This window comes from Streptomyces sp. NPDC026522 (genome assembly GCF_055567555.1).
This window is the reverse complement of the sequence record NZ_JBVHQF010000001.1, coordinates 553284-576126: the sequence shown is the minus strand read 5'-3', so window position 1 is coordinate 576126 and position 22843 is coordinate 553284. Positions and strand designations below refer to the sequence as shown.

Below are 22843 nucleotides of genomic sequence, written 5' to 3'. Positions count from 1 at the left end.
GATGATCTGCGACGGTAGGCTGGGCCGCCATTGATTCACATATGCCTGGATCCATTGAGGGGTGGCCGTCCTGGCAGAGCTGGCGTTCTCGGCGAGCGATCTGGCGCGGGTGCGGTTCGCCGTCTCACCGATGTGGGAGGTCGCGCCCAGCTTCCGTCTGCTGACGTCAACCACCGCGCATCCCGTCCACCGGCCCTGGGTCGACCAAGTACGGCCACGCCTGGTGGCCGCCGGGCTGGACCGAGGCTGGCTCCGCGAGCTGATCCCGCCCACCGGCTACGTCCCCGACTTCCTCAACCCCGCCCCCGCCGGACCGGCCCCCGCACCGGCGGCGGAGCGGGACGCGATCCGGGCCTCGCCCGCCGACCGGGTACGCCAGGACCTCGACCACCTGGGCCGCCACCAGGGAGAGCTGGGCCCCCGGCTGAGGAGCCTGCACGCCGACCCGCAGACCCGCCTGGCCAAGGTGGCGGAAGAGATCGAGGCGTACTGGGAGCTGGTACTCGCCCCCTACTGGGCACGGATCCGAGCCGTACTGGACGCAGACGTCTCCTACCGGGCCCGCATGGTCGCCGAGCACGGCGCGGGCCGCCTCCTCAACGACCTGCACCCGTCGGTGAGCTGGGACGACAACGCGCTCCGGCTGCCCCGCCGGAAGCAGCCGCTGCCCCGCACGACAGCAGGCTCGGGACTGCTGCTGATCCCCTCGGCCTTCACCGGACCGGGACTGCGCACCCGAACGACGCTGCCGGACCCACCACAACTCGTCTATCCGGCCCGCGGCATCGGCTCCCTGTGGACTGCGCGGCCCGTCACCCGGGCCGGGGCCCTCTCCACCGTACTCGGCCGCTCCCGAGCCCTGCTGCTGACCGACTTGGAAACCCCGGCCTCCACCACACAGCTGGCCCACCGCACTGGGCTCTCGCCCGCCGCGGTATCCCAATGTCTGACCGCGCTACGCAACGCGGGCCTGGTCAGCGCACATCGCGCCGGCCGCTCCGTCCTCTACGCCCGCACCGCCGCAGCCGAAACCCTTCTCCAAGCCGCCTCCGCCTGAGACTTGGTCAAGCCCCGAAGGACTTCCGGAGTCGACCGCCAAGAAGGCGCCCGCGTCCCCGGGCCGGAGAGGTCGCCGATGTAGTCGGCACCGGCGAGCGGGCCCCGCGTCAGCGCAACGGGTACACCGAGTGTCTCCCGCAACCGCGTCTACCGTGCGGCCAGACCGCGGCAGACCTCGATCAGCCGGTCCGGCAGGGGCCGGGGCTCGTCGACGGTGAGCAGCCCCGCCTCGTGGAACCAGCCGGTGTGCGCGGCGGCTTCCTCCACGCAGTCGAGCTGTACAGCGCGCGGCGTACGTCTTCGGCACCCGCGGCCCCGGGCGGACCGACGGAATACGCCGCCTCGGCGCCCACCCGGGCCAGGTGCGCCGAGGCGAAGCGTTGTGGCCGACGCCGGCGGCCATGGAGCGGGCCGCGTCGAGCAGGACCAGCCGGTTGTCGCCGCCGGCGGACAGGGAGGCCATCGCGAGCCCGTGGTAGTCGAGCAGCCGGTTCTCCGAGAAGAAGGAGGCGCCGCCGGCCGCCGACCGGCTCCGGGCGATCGCGTGTTCCGCGAGCCGGTCGGTGGTGACCTCGGCGAGGGCCGCACGGCGCATCACCTCGGGGGCGGGCCCGCCGCCCCGGCCTGCGCCGCCGGGCACCTCCCAGCAGTCCCTCAGCGTAGCCGCGGCTCCGGATGACGTCCGCCGTGATCAGGCGGAGCAGCTGCTCGGTGGCGGCCTCCCGCTCCCGGAGGGCGGCCAGCACCAGGTACTGCGGGTAGGTCAGTCCGGGCGCGTCCAGCAGGGTGGGCAGCGCGCCGTGACCGTACTTTACGAGGGTGCCTGCCCGACAGCGGGCACGGCCCACGGCTGAGGGCTGCCCGTCCTCGGCGATCTACGCCCTGGAGAGCCATATGACTGAGCAGAGTCCCCGTCCGGTCCTGGAGCCGGCCGCTGCCGCTTTCGCGGAGGCCACCGCCAAGCCGCCGTTCCTGTTCCAGCTCCCGCCGGCCGAGGGCCGCAAGGCCCTGGACGAGGTCCAGGCGGGCGAGGTCGAGGCGCCCGCCGTCGACGAGGAATGGGTGAGCGTCCCCGGCGGCCCCACCGGCGAGGTACGGACCCGCATCGTCCGGCCCGCGGGCGCCGAAGGCCCGCTGCCGGTCATCGTCTACCTCCACGGCGCGGGCTGGGTGTTCGGCAACGCCCGCACCCACGACCGGCTCGTACGCGAACTCGCTGCCGGCGCCGGGGCGGCCGTGGTCTTCCCCGAGTACGACCTCGCGCCCGAACACCACTACCCCGTCGCCATCGAACAGAACTGGACCGTCGCCCGCTGGGTCGTCACCGACGGCGCCGCCCACCACCTCGACGCCACCCGCATCGCCGTGGCCGGCGACTCCGTCGGCGGCAACATGAGCATCGCCCTCACCCTCATGGCCAAGGAACGCGGCGGCCTGGACCTGCGCCAGCAAGTCCTCTTCTACCCCGTCACCGACGCCGCCTTCGACACCGCCTCCTACCACCAGTTCGCCGAAGGCTACTACCTGCGCCGCGACGGAATGCAGTGGTTCTGGGACCAGTACACCACCGACGACACCGACCGCGCCCGGATCACCGCCTCCCCGCTGCGCGCCACCACCGACCAGCTCACCGGCCTGCCCCCGGCCCTGGTCATCACCGCCGAAGCCGACGTCCTGCGCGACGAGGGCGAGGCCTACGCCAACAAACTCCGCGCCGCCGCAGTCCCCGTCACCGCCGTCCGCTTCCAGGGCGTCATCCACGACTTCGTCATGCTCAACGCACTGCGCGCGACGCCCGCCGCCGGCGCCGCCGTCGCCATGGCCGCGGCCACCCTGCGCACCGCGCTGCACACCGACCGGTAGGAGCGGGCGAACCCCGGTCGGCGTCAGGAACGTTGGAAGAACTCCACTTCCGCCAGGGCGAGATGGCGGCCCTGGTCCAGTCCGGCGGGTGCGTCGAGGGTCAGCCGGATCGACGTGGCGTCGCTGATGCCGGTGGGAAAGGTCTGCGGGCCCGGTTTGTCGCTGAGGGCGAGGCTCTTGTGGAGCTTCCCGCCGTCGCGCACCGTCACCTCCATCTCGATCTGGAGCGCCCGGCCCTGGCGCGCGTACTCCTCCGGGGAGGGCGAGGCGCCGTTGGTGACGATCACGCCGACCAGCCGGAAGGGCTTGGCGAAGGTGTACGTCACCGAGGCGCCGGGGCCGGGCGCGCCCCAGTAGCGGTTGCTGAGCCCGTCGGTGGTGCTGTCCGGCGGGTGTCCGGGCAGTTCGGCGGTCGCCTCGACACGGGTCGGGGTCACCGCCTTGCTCTTGCCGAGCTTGTCCCGGGTGTCCTCGATCAGCCGGCGGCCGGCCGGCATCAGCAGGAAGCCGCCGGCGCACAGCGCGAGTACGACGGCCAGGATCACGAGGAACCGCACCAGTCGGCCGGAGCTCGCGCGGGTGCGGCGGCGGAGCGGCCAGATCGTCCGCCACCAGGGGAGGGCCGGCGCGACGGTGCTGGGCGTCAGCGGCGTCGCACAGCGGCGGCAGAAACGCCGGTCGGGCGGGTTGGGCGTACCGCAGGAGGGACACGGCACCCCGGACACGTCGTCGCCCACCGGGGGCGTGTTGACGACCGGCCGCGGAGCGACGGCCCGCGCCGGGCGCACGGGCACCGGATCGGCGGCCGCCCGCCCCGCGGGCGGCGCGACGGCAGGCCCGGGACCGGCGGGGGGCACGGGACCGGAGGCAGGCCCGGGGCCGCCGGCAGGCCCGGGGCCGGCGGGGGGCACGGGGTCGGCGGGGGGCGACGGGTCGGCCGGCGGGGTGGTGCGCCTCGGCGGCGCGGGGCTGTTGGGCGGCGCGGAGGCGTTCGGCGCGCCATCGGCCGGCGCCGCGGGAGGCGCGGAATCGGCCGACGGGGAGCCGGCTGGCGCGGAGTCGGGCGCCGGGGGGTCCGGGGTGGCCGGGGTGGCCGGGGTGGCCGGGGTGGCCCGGCCCGGTTCCGGGGACGGCGTCTCCCGCGGGGCCGTGGGCTCCGACCAGCCGAGGTAGGAACCGCAGTTGCCGCAGAAGTCGTCCGTCGGTTCGTTCGAAGCACCGCACACGGGGCACGCGCGCATCGCCGTCACCTTCCTTCACCCGCGGGCGGGCCCGGCAGGACCTCGACCCGGCAGACCGTGTGCACCGGGCAGAGGGAGCGGACCAGCGCGCGCACCCGGTCCGCGTCCACCTCGTGTGCGCCTCCCCCGGCGGGCGACCACACCCGTACCAGGACCTCCCCGGCCGGCGCGGGCGGCAGCTCCGCACCCGCCGTACGGGACCACGCGGCCCCGCCGTCCCCGCTGACCTCGGCCCCGACGCCCAGGACCAGCCGCAGCGCCTCCACCAGACCGCGCCGGGTACCGCGCCACCGGTGCAGTTCCACCGCCCGGGCCACCGCCTCGCGGCGCAGCCCGACCGGCCACCGGGGGTCGTCCGTGCCGCCGACCCACGTGGCCAGCCAGGACAGGAAGTCGGCCGGGGCCAGCCGGGGGTCGAAGTACGCGGGCAGGTTGTCGAGGGTCGCGAACACCGGGGCCAGGACGGTGTCCAGGCCCGCCGTGAACCGCTGCGCGAAGTCGTCCTCGGCGTACAGCGCGGGCAGTTGCTCGCCGATCGGGTACCGGCTGGGCAGCCCCGGGACAGCGGCCCGGCTCATCCGCGCACCTCCGGCTCGCGAGCCGTCACGACGACCTGGTGCTGGTAGGAGAAGACCAGTGCGCCCGATCCGATGTCGATCCGGTCGACCGGGGCGCCGCGCCGCCCGGTGATCGGGTCGGCGGCGAACAGCCGGATCTCCTCCACCAGCACGTCCCCGATGGCGCGTTGCAGCACGCCGAACACCTCGCCGTACTGCACCGGCCGCCCGAACGGCCAGCCGGTGCCGTCCGGTCCGCCGCGCAGCGGGTTGAGGTGGCGGAACAGCGCGGCGAGCGCCGCGTCCCGCACCCGGTCCGCGTCCGCCTCGGGCGCCGACAGCCGGGCCACCACGGTGACGCCCTGGTAGACGGGCGGCTCCACGATCAGCCGGGTGCCGATCAGGCGCCGTTCGTCCAGGCTCGTGGTGACCGTGGTGAGCACCTGGTCGGACGGGATCAGCTGCTCGAAGCGCAGCCGGTCGCCCTCGTCGGCCACCGCGTCCGGCACCACGAGGACCCGGACCGCACCCGGGCCTCCCCCGCCGTCCCGGTCGGGCAGGCAGCGGACGCGGCGCACCGAGGGCGCCGCCTGGCGGGCGATGATCTCGTAGTCCTCGGCGGTCACCGCGCGCTCCTGCATGCGCAGCGTCTCCGGTGCCCGCAGCTTGGCGTTGTCGATGCTCTCCCCGGCGACGCCGCCGCGCGCCGCCTCCCGGTTGACGACCCGGGCGACGTACGGAACGGAGCTGCGCAGCACCGAGATCGCGCCGCGGGAGACGTTGCCCGCCGGTCCCCCTCCGGTGCGGTAGCGGGCCACCCGGACCTGGGCGCCCTTCGGCGGTACGGCGCCGCAGGGGCGCAGCGTGCCGTCGGCCTCGCGCAGCACCGGCGGGAACAGGAACTCGCCGGTCGTGGCGTCCACCCGGACGTGCCGGTCCTCGGGGCCCGAGCGGCCGAAGTGCTCCACCACTGCCCAGCGCTGCCATCCCTCCGGGGAGGACACCTCCACCACCGGGGGCTCCCCGTCGAGCAGTACGGGTGGCCGGCCGAGCCGGAACGTCTGCCCGGCCACCCCCTCCGACGCGCCGAGCGGTACGTCGGCCACCCGTTCGGCGTGCTCCACGGCCATGGTGCCGCCGACGGTGAACACTTCGGCCTCGCGCACGGTCGGGGACTCCGAGTAGAACGGCTGGCCCGGTTCGGCCTCGGTGACCCGGCAGCGCAGCCAGCCCGCGCGGGTCCCGCTGATCAGCGACGCGGTGTGGCCGGCCGGCACGTACACGATGACCTCGCCCGGCCGGTTCAGGCCGCCGGTGCTGTCGTCACCGGTCTCGCAGCGCTGCCACCGGCCGCCGTCCCACGCCTCCCACACCAGCGGGGGCTGGCGCGGGTCGACGCCGACACCCTCGACGCGGCTGTCGAGGCGGACCGCGACCACGCAGCGCGGTGCCGCCGTCGGCAGGCCGAACAGCAGCGCGTCACCGGGCTCGGGCGCCGCCTGGAAGCACGGGATGTCCAGGCCCTCGGCGAGCGCCCCCGTCCGGTCGGTCACGTCACCGGTACGGGGCGCGGTGACCAGGCGCGTCAGCTCGCTCGGCACGATCCGCAGGTCGTCGGTGGTGGCGAAGACCACCGCCTCGGTGTCGGCCTGCGGATCGCTCTCGCCGGCCGCGGTCGTCACCTCGGTGCCGGCCGGCAGCGTCACCGTCTCGGGCTGCGGGGCCGACAGCCAGAAGTCGACATCGGCGACGGCGGCGGACGGCGGGAACAGCTGGATGCCCAACAGGTCCAGGAACGCCAGGTAGTTCTTCTCCGGCACCCGGTTCAGCCGGTACAGCAGCTGGTCCACGAGGTACGCGAACGTCTCGATCAGGGTGACGCCCGGGTCGGAGACGTTGTGGTCGGTCCACTCCGGGGCGCGCTGCTGCACGTACCGCTTCGCCTCGTCGACGAGTTGCTGGAACCGGCGGTCGTCCAGGTTGGGGGAGGGCAGGGCCATCAGTCCGCGACCATTTCCTCGGCCCCCTCCTCGGAGGGGATCGTGTAGAAGGGGAAGACCAGGTTGCGCCGGTCATTGGTGGTGCGCACCGTGTAGTGCACATCGATGTAGAGGGTGCCCGCCTCGACGGCGTCGAAGGCCACGACGACCTCGTCCACCGCGATCCGGGGCTCCCACCGCTCCAGCGCCTCGCGCACCTGCTGGGCGACCCGCCCGGCGGTGTCGCCGTCGCCGGGGGCGAAGACGTACTCGTGGATGCCGCAGCCGAACTCGGGCCGCATCGGCCGCTCGCCGGGCGCGGTGCCGAGCACGAGGCGGATGGCCTCCTCCAGCTCCCGTTCCCGCTCGACCATGGCGATCCCGCCGGTCGGCCCGACCCGCAGGGGGAAGGCCCAGCCGCGTCCGATGAACCGCTCGCTCATCACACACCGCCGATCAGGACGGTGGGGGCGCCGGTCAGGACCATCGCGCCGCAGGCGGTCTGGTCGCGGGCCCGGGCGGCGGGCAGCCCGCCGATGAGCACCACGCCCGCGGTGGCCGCGGCCGGGTTCGGTACGAGTACGTTGGCCGGCCCCAGGGCCGCGTGCGGCACGACCGGGCAGACGTGCAGGCTGCCCACGACGGCCGCGGGCAGGCCGCCGATCAGCACCGTCGCCACCGTCGCGGCGGCGCCGGGCGGGGGCGTGCCGACCCGGCCACCGTGGTTGGTGGGGTCGCCGGTACGCGCTGCGGCTGGCATCGGGTGCTCCTAGGGGAAAGCGGTCGTGGGAGGCAGGCGGGGGAGGTCAGTTGATGCGGATGAGGCGGGCCTTGAGGACGCCGAGCAAGCCTCCGTTGATGGTGACGTCCGACTTTCCGTTCACCTGCACCGACCGGCCGCCGATGCTGACCCCGGCGGTGCCGTCGATGTCGACCTGCCGGCCGGACACCTTCACGGTGCCCCGCCGGGCGTCCAGCGTGATGCCGTTCTTGTCCAGGAGGACGGAGGTCAGCGGTCGGTTGCGGCCCGCGTACACGGTGAGCTCGATCCGGTCCCGGCGGTCGTCCATGCGTACTTCGAGCCGCTCGTCCCCGGTCACCAGCCGCAGCCCGGAGGGACCCGGCGCCCGCGCGTCCAGCAGCTCCACTCGGTGGCCCGAACGCGACACCACCGAGCGGCGGTTGACCTTGCCGCTGGTCTTGTCGATGAGCGGCACGTCGTGCGGCGAGGGCTGGTCCACGCCGTTGTACAGGCCGCCGATGACGTACGGACTGTCGAGCAGCCCCTGTTCGAAGCCGACCAGCACCTCGTCGTTGACCTCGGGACTCACCACTCCGCCGCCGCCCTTGCCGCCCCACTGGACGGTGCGCACCCAGTCGGTGACGTACGTGTCGTCCAGCCAGGGGAACTGCAGCCGGACCGCGCCGCGTTGGGAGCCGTTCGGTTCGCGTACGTCCGTCACCACGCCGATCGCCAGGCCGGGCATGCGCGGGCCGCGCCCGGGTGCGTTGGCGCCGGTCACCAGGCCGGCCAGGGAGCGGTCCGGGCTGGCGCTGACCCACACGGTGGTGCGGTAGCCGCCGTGCGGCTCCAGCACGTGCTGCACGGCCGTCGCCGTGTAGCGGCCGGAGAACGCCTGCCCCACGTTGCCGAGCGCCACCGCCTTGCCCGCCCGCAGCATGGGGTTCCCCTCGGCCACCGCCTCCAGCTCGCCGAACCCGGCACTGACCTGGCCGGCCGCCGCCTTCGCGACGGCCGTCGTCTCGGCCTGCGTACGGTACGGGGTGTCGGTGACGGCCACCGCCGACTTCCCGAACCGGGCGCCGAGCTGGGGGCTGAGACCCGGCGCCACGGTGTCGCTGACCACGGACGGCTGCTCGGCGATCAGCGGCCGCTTCGTGGTCACGTCCCAGCCGCGCACCTGCACCTTCGAGGCGCCGTCGGCGGCCGACAGGGCGGCGCGCAGGGCGAGGAGGTTGCGTCCGTACTCCAGGACCATCGGGTTGCGCGCGGCCGACGTCGACGGGGCGGGTGCCCCGGCGGCCTTCGTGGGCTTGGTGAACTGGAGCAGGCCCTGGTCGTCGACCCGCACCAGCGCGCCGCTCTCGGCCGCGAGGTACTGCAGGAAGTCCCAGTCGGAGACGTTCGCCTGCGACAGCTGCTGGTACGTCACCGGCGCCGCCTCCACCTTCCCGACGGCCAGCCCGGCACCGGCGGCGACCTTGCGGACGATCGCGGCTGCCGTCATGTTCCGGTACGCCACGACCTTGCGGCCGCGCTGGAGGCGGTGCGCCTTGGAGTAGGCGCGTACGACGGTGAACGAGCCGGTCCGGTCCCGGTCGATCTCCAGGGCGGTGACCTCGCCGTTGAACAGCCGCTCCCGCGCCTGCCCCTTCACGGTCATCACCGACACCCGCAGCGGGCTGCCGATGGTGATGCCGGTGGCGCGCAGGAACTCGTGATCGGGGTCGCGGTAGGTGAGCACCGCCGTGTCCGGCAGGCCCACGTTCTCGTCCACCACGCAGCTCACCAGCTGCGCCGCCCAGATCGGCGCCAGTTCGCCGGGCGCTTCCACGATCGGGTCCGCCGCGAACGACCGGCCCCCGGATTCGGCTCCGCTCACCGCTGCTCCTCCTCGCCGTGCGTGTCCTGCAGGCCCGGCACCACGAGTTCGGAGCCCGGGACGAGCGCCATCGGGTCGTCGATGCGGTTGGCCTCCGCGATGGCCCGCCAGGCCGTCGCGTCGCCGTACTCGCGCCAGGCCAGCATCGCCAGGCTGTCCCCCGCCACGACGGTGTGCGTACTGCGGGCGGTGCGCGCGCCCGACGTGGGGTTCTGGCCGGGCGGATCGACGCTCGCCTCCTCGATGGACAGCGAGCAGGTGGCCCGCAGCGGCTTGCCGTCCACGTCGAAGAGCGTGTACGAGACCGAGAGGTTCGAGAGCACCCCGTCGAACGACGTCGTGCGCGCGCTGCCCCACTCGAAGCGCACCCAGGGGCTCGCCGGCTTCTTGCGGCCGAGACTGGCCGGGGTCGGCACGCAGGCCTTCATCAGCTTCTCCACCGCCTGCTCCACCGAGTTGTCGTGTTTGGCGGTGGCGTCCAGGAACACCTCCAGGCTCAGCGTGCGCGGGCCGCTGCCCACGAACTCGGGCAGGGCCGACTGGCCGGCCATCCGCGAAGGGGTGCGCCGCCACTCGGTGGTCTTGCCCAGCTGGAGGGTGGAGGGGTTGAACTGCAGGTCGAGCTTCGCGATCGTCCCGCCGGGCCTGGCCCCGACCGAGGCCGGGGGCTCTTTGAGGGTGAGCTGGGCCCGGGCGCGGCTGGCGCGTGCCGATGAGGCCATGGCCGTGGGGTTCCTTCCGAAGCGGGGGGCTGGGGCGGGGCGGGGCGGTCAGGAGGGGAGCAGGCCCTCGTGGGCGATCTCCAGGGTCTCCACCGCCGCCTCGGAGTTGGCCGGGTCGAAGGACGGGCCCTGCCAGCGCACCGGGACGATCCCGAACACCTGCCAGCTGATGATCCGGCTCAGATCGGGGCGCAGGGCGACGATCTCCCCGTCCTTGGGCTCGACCCGCCGCAGCGTCTCGTCCAGCCAGCGGCCGATCTTCGCCGTGTCCGCGGTGACGGGCCGGGTGAGGGTGATGTTCGACCAGGTCACGCGGCCGGGCAGCTGATGGGTGAAGCCGTTGTTGCCGCCTTCGGCGTAGCTCTCCATCTCGACCTCGGCGCCCATGCCGGAGCAGGTGTGGAAGGCGCCGAGGTCGTTGCCGCCGATCGCCAGCCGGAAGAACACGCTGGTCGCGAAGATGTTGTCCGTCATCGTTTCTCGTTCCTCGTTGGTCAGGTGCTCAGCGGCGGCCGTCGAAGGGCCTGCCCGCGCGTTCGCGGCCGCGCCGCAGTTCGGTACGGAGCAGGCGGGCGACCGGGTCGAGCAGTCGGCGGGCCAGATCGTCCAGATCGAGGTCGCCGCCGCTGTTGCTGCTGCTGCTTTGTGGTGCGGTCCCGGCTGCCGGGGTCGGTGCGGGTTTGCCGTTGCCCCGGCTGCGGGCCGGCTCGCGCTGCACCGCCGGCGGGTCCGCCGGCCGGGCGGCGGGGGGAGCCGTCCCGGGCCGCACCACGGGGACGGGCTGCGCCGACGGCCCGGCCGGGGCGGGCTGGACCACGAGCGGCGGCGCCTGCGGGGCGGTCACGGGCAGCCGGGTGGCGGGCGCCCCGGCCGGCGCGGGCGCCGGGCGGGCCCCGGGCACCGGACGTACGACGGGGGCGGGGCGCGGAGTACGCGCAGGGGTCGCGGACGTCGGTCCCGGCCGGCCGGCCGCTGCCCGCTGGACCGGCGGGGCGGTGGGCGAACCGGGCCAGCGTGCCGCGACGACGGGACGGCTTGCCACCGGGCGGGGCGCCGCCGGGGCGGCCGCGCTGCCCATGTCACCGGTGCTGCCGAGGGCCAGGGGCCGGGCCGCCAGCAGTTGGACGGTGCGGCGGTGGGGCGGAGTTCCGCTCCGCTCGATGCCGGCGGGGGCGACGGGGTGGCCCGCGAGGTGCGGGGCCGTAGGCGCGGCGTCGCTGCCGGTGCCGGTGGCCTGCGGTGTGGTGGCCCGCTGGACGAGCGGGGGCGCGGCCGGGGAGACCGGCGCGGTGGCGGGTTCGGCCGTACGGCGCTGTACGCCGCTCCCCTCCCCCAGCAGCGACGCGTGGTCAGGTGCGAGCGCGCGCTGTACGTCGGCACGGGAGAGGGGCCGCGCAGCAGCGGGCACCGAGGCGGTCGGCGGCAGCGAGGGCAGTGGCGCGCCCAGCCCGCTGCGCACGCGCGGCTTGGCGCCGCCCGGGCCGCCGGGCCCGCGAGGTGCCTCGGGCCGGTCCGCGTGGAGCCGCGGCCCGTTGTCGGGCTCGGCCTGGCGCTGGAGCACGGGCATCGCCGGGGCGGGAGCGGAGCCGACCGCGGCTGCCCCGGGGGCCGAAGGCACTGCGGTGGGCGGCAGTTCGGCCAGGGGGGCGCCGAGCGGTGCCCGGCTGCCCGCACGCCGCACGGGCGGCGTGACCACCGGGGGGACGGCGGGACGTACGACGGCCACGCGCCGCCGCGGCGTCGCGGTCACCCGGGCGACGGTCAGCAACCGACCGACGGCGCGCGCCCGGACCACGACGGGAACCTCCGGGTCGGCCCCGGCTCCCGGACGTCCGCCCCGGGCCCTGGCGGTGCCCGGGGCGGACGGTACCCCACCGGTACGGCCGGGGCTTCGGGTGGTTCCCGGCGTACTCGACGCGGCCCGCTGGACAGACGTGTCCCTGCCCGTACGGCCGGGTGCCCGGGTGGGTCCCGAAATGGCCGCCGGGGCCGGCTGGCCCGATGGGGCTCCGCCCGTACGGCCGGAACGGGCACCGGCGGCGGCCGGGGCGGACCCGGACGCCGCGGCCCGCTGGCCGGGCGGCCCCCCGCCGGTGCGGCGGGGGCGGACAGCGGCGTCGGCCGGGACGGACCGGGATCCGGTGACGGGGGCACCCTGGGCCGGGGCGCCTTCGGCGGCAGCTCCGGGGACCACCGCGATGCGGCGGACCAGCGGGAACCGTACGGGCGGCGGTGTGCGGCCGGGCGCGTCGGGGGACGCGGCGGTGCCGTCGCCCGCCCGCTGTACGGCGGCCGGGGGCGTGCCGAGCACCGCTGCGGAGTGCGTGGGCGTGAGGCCACGGATACCGGCCTCCCCCGCCGACCCCGCGCCGCCACGGCCGGAGGCCCGCCCGACGGCAGGCGCATCCGGGCGGTCAGCGCCGGAGGCAGACGGAACGGAACCCGGCACCGAGCCGTCTGCGGACACGGCCGCACGGTCGGCGCCGCGCGACGGCGCGGCGGAGCCCGGCACGGCCCGCTGTGCGGGCGTCGGCGAACCCGGCGTCCCGGACCCCGCGCCACCACGGGCCGAAGCCCGCCCGACGACCGGACCCGGCGCGGCGCCACGGGTGCCGGTGGCAGCGGCAGGCGGTACGGAACCCGGCGCGGGACGGTCCGGCCCGGAGACGATCGGGCCCGGCGTGGCGCCGCGGCCACCCGAGCCGTCGGCACCGCGCGACGGCGCGGCGGAGCCCGTCACGGCCCGCTGTGTGGGCGCCCCGGACCCCGCGCCACCACGGGCCGAAGCCCGCCCGACGACCGGACCCGGCGCGCCGCCAGCAGCGCCACCCGAGCGGACACCGCCAGAAGCAGGCGCTACGGAGCCCGGCCCGGCAACGTCCCCCGCGCCACCACGGGCCGAGGCCCGCCCGACGACCGGACCCGGCGTGGTGCCCGCACGGCCACCCGAGCCGTCGGCGGCGGAGCCCAGCACGGGCCGCCCCGCACCCGGCGCCCCCAACGGGGCCCGCTGTGCGGGCGTCCCCGCACCCGGCGCGCCGCCGACAGGCCCACCCGAGCCGTCGGCGGCGGAGCCCGGCACGGCCCGCTGTGCCGGCGTCCCGGACCCCGCGCCACCACGGGCCGAAGCCCGCCCGACGACCGGACCCGGCGCGCCGCCCGCAGGCGCACCCGAGCGGACACCGCCAGAAGCAGGCGCTGCGGAGCCCGGCCCGGAGTCGCCCGCCGACGCTGCCGCACCGCGCGACGGTTCGGCGGAGCCCCGCACGGCTCGGCCCCGGCTCGGCGAGCCCGACGCGGGGGCCTCCGTGGCCGCCGCCCTGCCGCCGCGCGTGGTGGCGCGGGCAACCGCCGCCGCGCCGGACCGCCGTACCGGCTCGACCGGCGGCTGCGCCCCCGGCGCGGGTTCCGCTTCGTCCGGGCGGCGCAGCGCCCGCAGCAGCAGCGGGCCGCCGCCGGTGTGGGTGGGGTGGCCGGTGGCGGGGCGGGCCACGCCGCGTACGAGACCGGCCGGGGCGGTCGGCAGCAGGGCGTGGGCGAGCCCGGTGTCGAACGACGGGTCGCGCCACGCGGCCAGGCCGGCCCGGAAGGCGAGCCCGTCGCTGACGCCCATCGGCGCGCGGGACACGGTCAGCACGGGCGGTGCCGTCCGGCGCCAACCGCCGTCCCAGTCGCCGGGCACCCCGGCAACCGGCACGCCGACGGCCGGCCCGGCGGCAGCCGTCGCCGACGCCGTGCCGGAGGCCGTCGCGGCCCGTCGGCGCAGCCTGTCCCGCCATGCCATCTGCTCAACCGCCTTCGTTCACCCGGGTGTTGATACGTGCGATCTCGGTGACCCACTCCTGCCGTTCACCGTGGGTCAGATCGAGGATCTCGTCGCGCTGCCAGTGGAAGTGGTAGGCGATGTACGCGATCTCCTCCCTCAACCGGGGGAGCGCGTACGTCACGATTCCCCCAGGCGCCCACCGGACAGGTCGACCTCGAAGCCGCCTTCGCAGTGCGGACAGGTGACCGCCGCTCGGGTGTGGCCCTCGCTGTTGACGCGCCGGTAGAAGTCCTGGAGGAACGCCACGTCGGTCGCGTACATCCGCTCCACGACCCCGGCGTGCACGTCGGTGATGGTGCCGAGCCGGGTGATCACCTGGCTGAGCAGCACCACGCTCAGGTACGCCGGGTTCTCCTTCACCCGCAGGTCGATCTGCGGGCGCAGCTCGTCGCGGGCGGTGGCCAGCCGCATCGACCCGTGCCGGTGCACGGTGCCCGCCTCGTCCACGTACCCGCGCGGCAGCTCGAACTCGAACTCCGTGCGCAGCCCGTGGTCCTGCCGCGCCGCCGGCGGAGCGGCGGCGGCCGGGGGTGGCGCCGGCTGCTCCGGGGTCGTGGCGGGCGCCGTCACCTGGAGGATCTCCTCCAGGCTGCCCGCCGTCACCGTACGGCGCCTCATTCGACGACGATCTCCTCGAACACGATGGTCACGGACTCGGTGGCCGCGGCGGACTCGCCGGCCTTGAGGGAGGGGCCCTCCCACTTGGAGGCCCACCCGTTCATCAGCTGGATGCGGCGGACGGTCTCGCCCGTGGAGTCCTTGATCTCGATGGTGAGGTTCTGCCGTGCGGTGTCGACGGCCCCGTTGTTCAGGGTCTCCTTGATCCACTTGGTGAACTCGCTGCTCTTGTCGAGTCCCCGGGTGATCGTGACCTCGCCGGCCTGGCGGGCGCCGGGTTGCTTGCGGATGATCTGTTTGCCGTCCTTGCTGACCTGACGGACCTCGACCACCTCCTCCTCGACGGTCATGCCGCTGATCTCCTGGACCGATTCGACCAGGTAACCACCGAGCTGTACGCCGAAGATATGGGTGGAAAGAGCATCGCCCTCTGCCATGACTGTCTGTCACCTCTCCTTGCTGGAAACGAATGTGATGAACGCGCGGGTCACTCGTCGACGAGGCTGGTGCTGTCGGAGAACTGGGCCAGCCGGAACACCACGAACTCGGCGGGCTTCACGGGCGACACGCCGATCTCACAGATCACCCGGCCCAGGTCGATCGACTCCTGCGGGTTGTTGTCCCGGTCGCACTTGACGTAGAACGCCTCCGCCGCCGTACGCCCGAACAGCGCGCCGTTTCGCCACTCCTCGGTCAGGAACGCGGTCACGTTGCGCCGGATGCTCGACCAGAGCCGGTCGTCGTTGGGCTCGAAGACCACCCACTGGGTGCCCAGGAGGATCGACTCCTCCAGGTAGTTGAAGAGGCGGCGCACGTTCAGGTAGCGCCAGGCCGGGTCGGAGGACAGGGTGCGGGCGCCCCAGATCCGGATGCCCCGGCCGGGGAAGGCCCGTACGCAGTTCACCCCGATCGGGTTCAGCAGGTCCTGCTCGCCCTTGCTCAGGCGCAGTTCCAGGTCCACCGCACCGCGGATCACCTCGTTGGCGGGGGCCTTGTGGACACCGCGCTCGGCGTCGCTGCGCGCCCATACGCCGGCGATGTGACCGCTCGGCGGGACGGTCGCGTTGCGCCCGGCGGCCGGGTCGAAGACCCGGATCCACGGGTAGTAGAGGGCGGCGTAGCGGGAGTCGTAGCCCGCCTCGTCGTTGCGCCAGCTGCGGACCTGCTGCGCGGAGAGCCCGGGCGGGCTGTCGAGGACGGCCACCCGGTCGCCCATCTGCTCGCAGTGCGAGATCACCGCGAGCTGCACGGTGCGCACGCCCTCGGAGTCGATGTCGCCGCGCTCGTAGGCGCTCATCAGGTCCGGCACCGCGACCATGGTGATCTCGTCGATGGTCTCCAGGCCGGCGAACCCGGTACGGGCCCCCGCGTCGCCGACGTACTCGGCCGGGTCGAGCCGGGCCACGTCGCCGCCCTGGCCGGCCGGAGCGGGCGCCGCGGCCGCGGCGTCCGGGACGGCCACGGTCTGGCCGGCGGGCCGGGTCTGGGCCGCGCCCCGCTGCTCGGTGACCTCGATCAGCTTCGAGGCGCGGGCCACGGCGACGAGGTAGCCCTTGACGTTCTTGCGGGCGGACGCCTCGTAGGTCTCGGCGACCTGGTCGCCCTGGCGGACCAGGACCTTGAAGCGGTCCTCGGGCGGGTTCTCGCCGTCCGCGTCGGCGATCTCCACGGACACGCCGGTGACGCCCGGCCGGGCCGCGACCAGGAAGCCGCCGAGCTCGACCGGCTCCACGGCGCGGGGCTGGGGGAGTCCGCCGGTGGCGGCCGGTGCGGAGGCCTCCGCACCGGACCCGCCGATGCGGACGACGTACGCGGCGCCGCCGCCGTTGGCGAAGTAGCCGTACACGGAGTGCGGCAGGTAGGCGCCCTCGGTGAAGCCGCCGAAGTGCTGGGTGTACTGGTCCCAGCTGGTGACCAGCGTCGGCTCGTGGAAGGGCCCGCTCTGGGCGAACCCGACGAACGCGGCGACGGCGGTGCCGACCCCTTCGATGGGGCGGGCACCCGACTGCACCTCCTCCACGTACACGCCCGGGGTGAGGTACGTCGCCATTGCTCGCTCCTTCGTATGACGGTCAGTGCATCAGGTCCACCCACAGCCTTTCCGGCGGCGATCACGGACGGGAGGTGCGTTCGGACCTGGCCGGGGGCAGGTGCGCTGCCCTCCCGGTCGCCCCCGCCGGACCGTCCAGGCAGCGCGGCCGTCCCGTCCGGCGCCACCCGGCTCACACGTGCGCGACCTGGTCCACGTACGGCCCGAACTCGCCCGCCAGGACCAGCCGGCCGAGCTTGCGGTACTCCTGGGCGACGGCCGTCACCACCTGCCCCATGGTCAGCGGCTCCCCCGACGCGGCCGCGAAGTAGGCCGCGGTCACCGCGCAGGCCCGGATCGAGCCTCCGGCCAGTTCGAACCGGTCCGCGCAGAAGGCGAGATCGAGGTCGCCGGCCCTGGGCACCCGGCTGCCCAGGCAGCGCTCCCACAGGGCCAGACGCTGCGTGGCGTCGGGCACCGGGAAGTCCGCGACCACGTCCAGGCGCCGGGTGAACGCCTCGTCGAGGTTGGCCCGCAGGTTGGTGGTCAAGATGGCGATGCCGTCGAAGGACTCCATCCGCTGGAGCAGGTAGGCCGACTCCATGTTGGCGTGCTTGTCATGGGCGCCCTTCACCTCGGAGCGCTTGCCGAAGATCGCGTCGGCCTCGTCGAACAGCAGCACCGCGTTGACGGCCGACGCCTCGGTGAAGATCCGCTCCAGGTTCTTCTCGGTCTCGCCGACGTACTTGTCCACGACCGTCGACAGGTCCACCACGTACAGGTCCATGCCCAGGTCGGCCGCCACGACTTCGGCCGACATGGTCTTTCCGGTACCGGAGGAGCCCGCGAACAGCGCGATCACCCCGCGTCCGCGACCGCCGCCGGGCCGCATGCCCCACTGGCCGAGCACCTGGTCGCGGTGGCGGGCGCGCACCGCGAGGTCCCGTAACCGGCGGTGGGTGGGGGCGGGCAGCACCAGGTCGTCCCAGCCCACCGCGGGCTCCACCCGGCGGGCGAGGCGGGCGAGGCCCGCGCCGTTCTGGGCGCGTACGGCGGTGCGCAGGTCGGCGGCGGAGACCGGGCGGCCGTCGAGCGCGGCCGTACGCGCCGCGGCGCCGGCGGCGCGGCGCAGTTGCCCGGCGTCGAGGCGGTGCGCGGACACGGACCGGGCGAGCGCGTCGGCGTCGGCGCCGGCCGCGGCCGGTGCGCCCCCGTCGGCGTGTTCCGCGGCGGCCCGCTCCAGCGCGTGCCGCCAGCGCGCGGCCTGCCGTTCGGGGGTGGGGGCGGCGACCGTCAGTGTGACGGGGGTGTCGGCCGCCCAGGCGGGTTCCCAGCCGCTGGTGCCGTAGGTGAACAGGGGGACGTCCCGCAGCACCGTGCACAGGGTGCGCAGGACGCGGGTCCGCTCGTCGGGCTTGTCGGGCAGTTCCTCCACCGGCCCGAGCAGCACGCCGCCGCCCAGCAGCCGGGCCTCGCGGGCCACGGCCCGGGCGAGGCCGGGCACGGCGCGGGGGTCGTGCGCCAGCGCCGCCGCGGCCAGGCCCAGGGGGCGCAGTCCGCGCGCGCGGAGCGCGGCGGCGGCCAGGCCTTCGGCGTCGCCGCCGCGGGTCCGCAGGTGGACGTGGCCGGTGCCGCTGCCGGCCGCGGCGGAGGCCCGGTGCAGCTCGGCCGGGTCGACGGCCGGGTCGTCGGCGGGTTCGCCGAGCACATCGGCCAGTCGGGGGTCGGGCGAGGCGTCGCCGAGCAGGTGGGCGGTGACCCGGTCGGGCACGGCCAGTACCCGTGACAGGGGCGGCCGTTCGGGCTCGGTGACCTCCAGCAGGCCGCCCGCGACGAGCGGCGCGGTCGGGGCGAGCCGGAACCGCGCCGTCGCCGTCCCGGTGCGGCCGCACAGTTCGAGGGCGAGTCCGACGGTCGGCCGGCGGCGCGTCAGGTCGTCGTTGAGGTAGCCGTAGAGCCGCTCGAAGCGGGCGTCCAGGTCCGGCGCGAGGGCGATCAGGAGCAGGTCCACGTCCAGCGGCGCCAGCGCGAAGCGCCTGGCCAGGACGTCGAGCGGGGAGCCGAGCGGCGGATCCTCCGGGTCGAGCGGGGGCAGGGCGGCTTCGTACCGGGGGTCCAGGATCCGGGCGGCCGCCTCGGGGGTGAGGTACTGGCCCCGGTACGGGTCGTCCGGATCGGGATCGACGGCGCGGCGCAGCGCGACGGCCTGCCGTACCCGCTCCTCGACGAGCCGTAGCCGCGTCCACAGGTACGGGACCGGGTGGGCCGGAGCCCGGACGGTGTGCGTCACGGCTGCCGTTCCCCCCGTCGGCGGCGCGCGGGAGCCTGCGCCCGTTCCCGGGAGCCGCCGAAGCCCTCCCGGCCCGGCTCGGCCACCTCCACGTAGCGCAGCCGGCGCAGGGCCTCGGGCGTGTCCCGCTCGTCCGGCCCGGCCGGCCCGGCCCGGCCGGTGCGCTGCTGGGAGCGTACGGCGAGCCCCTCGGTCACCGGCGGGGCGACGGCCGTGGTCGCCCCGGCCAGCGGCGCCCGTACGCGCAGGCCCAACGACGGCTTCAGTTCCCCGCCCAGCGCCGACCACACGTCGGAGGCGGCGGGTGCGTCGAGCCCGGTGCCGCCGCCGTCCATGCCCACGATCAGGCCGAGTTCGGCGAGCGAGCCGGTGAGCAGGCGCGGGGGCAGCGAGTCGGTCGACACGAGGCAGGCCAGCACCTGGGAGAGCAGCCGGTGTTCGTCCTGCGGCCGGGTCGCCCATGCGGTGACCAGGTACGTCAACTCGAACCAGCGCGCCGGGGCGCGGCGCGCGGCGAGGAACCCGTCCGCGTCGTACACCTCGCCCCCGCCGCTGGCGCGCCGGGTGTGGTCCTCGCGTACGTCGTACAGGAACACGCAGACCGTGGGGGCGCTGCGGCGCGCCGCCCAGTCCCGCGTCGGCGCGTCGAACACCACCTCGACGCCCGACGCCTCCAGGCCGGACTCCGCCAGCAGTTGGCGGAGCCCCTCGTCGACCTCGTGGATCACCGGCGGACCGTCTCGTTGGGCGGCTGGATCGTGCCGCTGACCACCAGGAAGCCGGTCTGCACCGGGGAGAAGCCGGGGCCGCTCGCGGTGATGGTGCGGGGGCCGGTCTGGTCCTTGGCGAGGATCAGCAGCTGGCCGATGAACCGGCCGTCGGGCCCGGGCCGGGTCGGCGCCGCCGCGGCCGTGATGCCCGGCTGCCACGTGAACCGCACCGGCACGCCGGGCGGGAAGTCCTCGCCGCGCACCGAGGTGACGAAGCCGGGCTTGCCGATCGGCGGCACCGCGACGATGCGCGGCTGGAGGATGCGCAGCTGCTGCCGGGCGTTGTTGTCGCCGGGGTCGGCGTCGGTGCCGGTCGTGGTGAGGGCGCCGGTCAGCAGGCCGGTGAGCGCCTTGTCGGGACTGAGGACGACCTGGAGGACGGTCCGGGCGCCCGGGGCCAGGTCCGGCAGCGCGCAGGTCCAGGCCTGGTCGCAGCCGGGCGGCGGCCCGCCGTGGGGGACGCCCTCGGGGAGGCCGATGCGCAGCCGCAGGCCGGTGGCAAGGGCGTTGCGGCCGTTGCGGACGGTGTACGTGACCACGACGCGGCCCCCCACGTAGCCGGGGTTCGGCTGCGCCGTGAGGCTCAGCCCGGGCCCGGCCGGCGGCGCGGGCGGCGGGGGCGTGGTGGTCGGCGGGGCCGGGGTGGGCGGCTGCGGAGTAGGGGTGGGGGTCGGCGGGGTGGGGGTGGGCGGCGGCGATGTCGGGGGTTCGGGCGCCGCGCGCACCGGCACCACGGTCCGGTCGGCATTGTCCGTGGGGCGGGGGTCGAGCACCGTACCGGTGACGGACCAGTCCACGGGCTGGTCGCCGGGGGTGACCCCGGTGAGGGTGGCGGTCACCGGGACGGTGGCGCCGGGGGGCACCACGCCCAGGGCGCAGGTCAGCGCCGCCGCGTCGCAGGTGGCGCCCGGCGCGGTGAGTCCGGTCACGGTGAGGCCGGCCGGCGGCGCGACGGTCAGCCGGGTGCCCGGTGAGGCCGCCGGGCCGTGGTTGACGACGTCGACCCGGACGGCGGCGGAGTCGCCGACGGTGAGCGGCGCGGCCCGGGCGGGCGCCTGGACGGCGAGGTCAACCGACTGCTGCACACCGGGTTCCTTCTGCCGGCCCGGCAGGCCGGTGACGAGCAGGCGGTGCGCGCCGGAGGCCACGTCCACCAGCTTCAGCTTCTCCGGGCTGTTGGCGGCCCGGGCGCCGCGGGCGCTGAGCACCAGGCTCTTGCCGTCGGCCGTCCAGGCGGCGTCGCGGGGCTGGAAGGGGCCGCCGGCCGGGGGGTCGGGCAGGTCGCGGCCGCAGGCCCCCGGTACGTCGCGGGCGGCGGCGGGCAGCAGGACCCGGCAGGAGCCGCCCGTAGCGGAGGCGAGCAGGATGCCTCCGCCTTCGTCGAGGCGGCCGCCGCCCTTCTTGCGGTTGAAGGCGATGGTGACGCCGTCCGGGGAGAACGCCGGGCTGTCGTCGATGACCTCGCAGGCGCCGGGGCAGAAGGCCGCGCTCAGGTCGCGCTGCCGGTCGAGGTGGTCCACCGGCACCGTCCAGACGTGCTTGTTGCCGCCGCCGCCGTTGATCACCTGGTTGCGGGTGAAGGCCAGGACCGTGCCGTCGGAGGACCAGGTGGGCTGGGCGTCGCCGGTCCATGCCTGGCCCTCGGGCGAGCGGACTTCGCCGCGCAGCGCACCGGTCGCGGCGTCCGCGATCAGGATGCGCCCCCGGCCCGAGCCCCCGCCGACCCCGCCGGGCGAGGTCCGGGTGAAGGCCAGCAGCCTGCCGTCGGGAGAGAACGTCGGGTCGGTGTCCCAGTCCTTGGGGCCGCGGCCCGCGAGCGGCAGGGGCGCCGCGTTGGCGCCGTCGGCGTCGGCCGTCCAGATCCGCTCGATGCGGCCGTCGGGCGTGTCCTCGAAGCGGGTCAGCACGATCCGCCGGCCGTCGGGCGTGTAGTTCTGCCGCTCGGTCCACGGGTCGAACCCGGCGGCGGGCTGGAACAGCGGGTCCTTGGCCGGGTCCGTGTTCGTGTCGGCGGCCGGGTCCTCCTTGAGGATGGTCAGGCCCAGGTCGCGGGGGTCGGAGCCGTCCATCCGGGCGTCTTGGAGGGTCACCACGTGCGGACCGGCCGCCGAGGTGCGCTCGACCACCGTTCCGCCGCCGTTCAGCGGACCGAGCCAGGTCGGCGAGCCGACCTCGCGGTCCTCGCTGAGCACCACGTCGGGGGTCTTGTCCGAATGCGCGGGCACCCGGAACACGTGGTCCCAGTCGCCCTCGCAGGTACAGGTCCGGTCCGGGCTGAGGAAGAGCAGCCCGTCCCCGTCGGGCAGCCAGGCTGCCCCGTGGGTACGCCAGCCCGCCTGCGCGCCCGACAGCAGCGGCCCGCCGCCGCGCCCGTCGGTCCACCACAGGCGGGGCCCGTTGGGCCCGGTGGCGGTGTACGCGATCACGTCCCGGTTCACCGCGTCGTCCACCGGGTTCCACGCCGGCTCGGTGGCCGTGCCGTTGCCCGGGTCGGAGACGCGGATGGCCGGGCCGCCCCGCAGGGGGCGTACGTACACCTGCCGTCCGGCGGTCCGGTCGTCGTCGGAGGAGTACGCCAGCCGTGCGCCGTCCGGCGAGACCGTCGGGTGCTCCTCGTTCGCGGGGGTGTCGGTCAGCCGGGTGAGCCCGGTGCCGTCGGTCTGCACCCGCCACAGGTCGCGCTGGGTGCCGCCGCCGGGCCGGGCCGGCTGGGCCGCGTCGAAGACGACCGCCCGGCCGTCCGGGGTCAGCCGCGGGTTCGCCGCGTCCAGGCCGCTGGTCAGACGGCGTACCGAGCCGTCCGCGGACCGCAGGTAGACCTGCGGGGCCGGCTCGTCCCGGCGGCTCGCGAAGACCAGTTGGTCGCCCAGCGCGGCGGGCTGGACGTCCTGGTGGGCCGGGCCCTCCCCGAACAGCGGGGTGCTGGACGCGCCGGTCGCCGCCACCCGGCCCAGGCTCCGGTGGCGGGTGCCGGCGTACACGACCCGGCTGTCGCCGGCGTCGGCCGCGACGGTCCGCGCCGTCGCGCCGCCCGGGCCGGCCGCCGCCGTCACCGCGAGCAGGGGGACCAGCAGCAGCAGCGGAGCGCCGGCCCTCCCCCAGCGGTGTCGCCGACTGCCGGAGTCACCCGTGCCCATCACGGTCCACCTCACAGTCCGGTACAGCATCTACGTATGACCCCGCCACCCTGCCGACCGGCAGCGGCCGACCGGCAGGGCCGCGGGGCCGGACCCGGGGGAAGCACCGGCTGCGCTTTCGGGCAGCC

Annotated in this window: 18 protein-coding genes; 2 read left to right on the top strand and 16 right to left on the bottom strand. The window is 75.7% G+C overall.

The window, feature by feature from the left end; translation table 11 throughout:
* Window positions 1-61: 61 nt before the first annotated feature.
* Together ACZ4M3_RS02605 and ACZ4M3_RS02600 are read left to right on the top strand one after the other, a co-directional pair.
* Entirely contained in the window at window positions 62-1057 is a 996-nt protein-coding gene (locus ACZ4M3_RS02605; protein WP_467729451.1) for an ArsR/SmtB family transcription factor, read from the top strand.
* An 896-nt stretch (window positions 1058-1953) separates the two neighbouring features.
* Complete coding sequence (locus ACZ4M3_RS02600) at window positions 1954-2922, top strand: alpha/beta hydrolase (protein WP_467729449.1); 969 nt, start codon at window positions 1954-1956, stop codon at window positions 2920-2922.
* 23 nt (window positions 2923-2945) lie between these two features.
* Here ACZ4M3_RS02600 and ACZ4M3_RS02595 read toward each other — a convergent pair whose 3' ends face one another.
* The 16 genes from ACZ4M3_RS02595 to ACZ4M3_RS02520 form a co-directional block, all read right to left on the bottom strand.
* The gene (locus tag ACZ4M3_RS02595; protein WP_467729447.1) at window positions 2946-3659 is read right to left on the bottom strand and encodes a zinc ribbon domain-containing protein; all 714 of its coding nucleotides are present in this window, start codon (window positions 3657-3659) and stop codon (window positions 2946-2948) included.
* Between the two features lie 509 nt (window positions 3660-4168).
* Window positions 4169-4741: a phage tail protein gene (locus ACZ4M3_RS02590; protein WP_467729445.1), complete on the bottom strand. Its 573-nt coding sequence runs from the start codon at window positions 4739-4741 to the stop codon at window positions 4169-4171.
* Window positions 4738-6720 (bottom strand): putative baseplate assembly protein, encoded by a 1983-nt coding sequence (locus ACZ4M3_RS02585; protein WP_467729443.1) that lies wholly within the window; start codon window positions 6718-6720, stop codon window positions 4738-4740. The genes ACZ4M3_RS02590 and ACZ4M3_RS02585 overlap by 4 nt, the downstream gene beginning before the upstream one ends.
* Entirely contained in the window at window positions 6720-7142 is a 423-nt protein-coding gene (locus ACZ4M3_RS02580; RefSeq protein ID WP_190184825.1) for a GPW/gp25 family protein, read from the bottom strand. The genes ACZ4M3_RS02585 and ACZ4M3_RS02580 overlap by 1 nt, the downstream gene beginning before the upstream one ends.
* Window positions 7142-7459 carry a PAAR domain-containing protein gene (locus ACZ4M3_RS02575; RefSeq protein ID WP_467729441.1) on the bottom strand — a complete coding sequence of 106 codons (318 nt, stop codon included), beginning with the start codon at window positions 7457-7459 and terminating at the stop codon, window positions 7142-7144. Before ACZ4M3_RS02575 ends, ACZ4M3_RS02580 begins: the two co-directional genes overlap by 1 nt.
* Before the next feature lie 46 nt (window positions 7460-7505).
* Complete coding sequence (locus ACZ4M3_RS02570) at window positions 7506-9323, bottom strand: VgrG-related protein (RefSeq protein ID WP_467729439.1); 1818 nt, start codon at window positions 9321-9323, stop codon at window positions 7506-7508.
* Window positions 9320-10045, bottom strand: a complete 726-nt coding sequence (locus ACZ4M3_RS02565) for a CIS tube protein (RefSeq protein WP_393613011.1) — start codon at window positions 10043-10045, stop codon at window positions 9320-9322. Before ACZ4M3_RS02565 ends, ACZ4M3_RS02570 begins: the two co-directional genes overlap by 4 nt.
* Window positions 10046-10093: 48 nt before the next feature.
* Window positions 10094-10519 (bottom strand): phage tail protein, encoded by a 426-nt coding sequence (locus ACZ4M3_RS02560; protein WP_266575334.1) that lies wholly within the window; start codon window positions 10517-10519, stop codon window positions 10094-10096.
* A 28-nt stretch (window positions 10520-10547) separates the two neighbouring features.
* Entirely contained in the window at window positions 10548-11795 is a 1248-nt protein-coding gene (locus tag ACZ4M3_RS02555) for a hypothetical protein (RefSeq protein ID WP_467729436.1), read from the bottom strand.
* A gap of 2038 nt (window positions 11796-13833) precedes the next feature.
* On the bottom strand, window positions 13834-13992 hold the full coding sequence (locus ACZ4M3_RS02550; RefSeq protein ID WP_167739575.1) for a DUF6760 family protein: 159 nt from the start codon (window positions 13990-13992) through the stop codon (window positions 13834-13836).
* Window positions 13989-14489 carry a hypothetical protein gene (locus ACZ4M3_RS02545; RefSeq protein WP_467729434.1) on the bottom strand — a complete coding sequence of 167 codons (501 nt, stop codon included), beginning with the start codon at window positions 14487-14489 and terminating at the stop codon, window positions 13989-13991. Before ACZ4M3_RS02545 ends, ACZ4M3_RS02550 begins: the two co-directional genes overlap by 4 nt.
* Complete coding sequence (locus tag ACZ4M3_RS02540) at window positions 14486-14926, bottom strand: phage tail protein (RefSeq protein ID WP_190184833.1); 441 nt, start codon at window positions 14924-14926, stop codon at window positions 14486-14488. Before ACZ4M3_RS02540 ends, ACZ4M3_RS02545 begins: the two co-directional genes overlap by 4 nt.
* Before the next feature lie 50 nt (window positions 14927-14976).
* Entirely contained in the window at window positions 14977-16539 is a 1563-nt protein-coding gene (locus ACZ4M3_RS02535) for a phage tail sheath family protein (RefSeq protein WP_467729432.1), read from the bottom strand.
* A 172-nt stretch (window positions 16540-16711) separates the two neighbouring features.
* Entirely contained in the window at window positions 16712-18808 is a 2097-nt protein-coding gene (locus ACZ4M3_RS02530) for an ATP-binding protein (RefSeq protein ID WP_467729430.1), read from the bottom strand.
* Window positions 18805-19536: a Pvc16 family protein gene (locus tag ACZ4M3_RS02525; protein ID WP_467729428.1), complete on the bottom strand. Its 732-nt coding sequence runs from the start codon at window positions 19534-19536 to the stop codon at window positions 18805-18807. The genes ACZ4M3_RS02530 and ACZ4M3_RS02525 overlap by 4 nt, the downstream gene beginning before the upstream one ends.
* Window positions 19533-22715, bottom strand: a complete 3183-nt coding sequence (locus ACZ4M3_RS02520) for a hypothetical protein (RefSeq protein ID WP_467729426.1) — start codon at window positions 22713-22715, stop codon at window positions 19533-19535. The genes ACZ4M3_RS02525 and ACZ4M3_RS02520 overlap by 4 nt, the downstream gene beginning before the upstream one ends.
* Window positions 22716-22843 lie beyond the last annotated feature (128 nt).

Coding starts and splice junctions, on each gene's coding strand:
- ACZ4M3_RS02600 (WP_467729449.1), top strand. CDS start 1,954: ATGACTGAGCAGAGTCCCCGTCCGGTCCTGGAGCCGGCCGCTGCCGCT.
- ACZ4M3_RS02590 (WP_467729445.1), bottom strand. CDS start 4,741: ATGAGCCGGGCCGCTGTCCCGGGGCTGCCCAGCCGGTACCCGATCGGC.
- ACZ4M3_RS02585 (WP_467729443.1), bottom strand. CDS start 6,720: ATGGCCCTGCCCTCCCCCAACCTGGACGACCGCCGGTTCCAGCAACTC.
- ACZ4M3_RS02580 (WP_190184825.1), bottom strand. CDS start 7,142: ATGAGCGAGCGGTTCATCGGACGCGGCTGGGCCTTCCCCCTGCGGGTC.
- ACZ4M3_RS02575 (WP_467729441.1), bottom strand. CDS start 7,459: ATGCCAGCCGCAGCGCGTACCGGCGACCCCACCAACCACGGTGGCCGG.
- ACZ4M3_RS02565 (WP_393613011.1), bottom strand. CDS start 10,045: ATGGCCTCATCGGCACGCGCCAGCCGCGCCCGGGCCCAGCTCACCCTC.
- ACZ4M3_RS02560 (WP_266575334.1), bottom strand. CDS start 10,519: ATGACGGACAACATCTTCGCGACCAGCGTGTTCTTCCGGCTGGCGATC.
- ACZ4M3_RS02545 (WP_467729434.1), bottom strand. CDS start 14,489: ATGAGGCGCCGTACGGTGACGGCGGGCAGCCTGGAGGAGATCCTCCAG.
- ACZ4M3_RS02540 (WP_190184833.1), bottom strand. CDS start 14,926: ATGGCAGAGGGCGATGCTCTTTCCACCCATATCTTCGGCGTACAGCTC.
- ACZ4M3_RS02535 (WP_467729432.1), bottom strand. CDS start 16,539: ATGGCGACGTACCTCACCCCGGGCGTGTACGTGGAGGAGGTGCAGTCG.
- ACZ4M3_RS02520 (WP_467729426.1), bottom strand. CDS start 22,715: ATGGGCACGGGTGACTCCGGCAGTCGGCGACACCGCTGGGGGAGGGCC.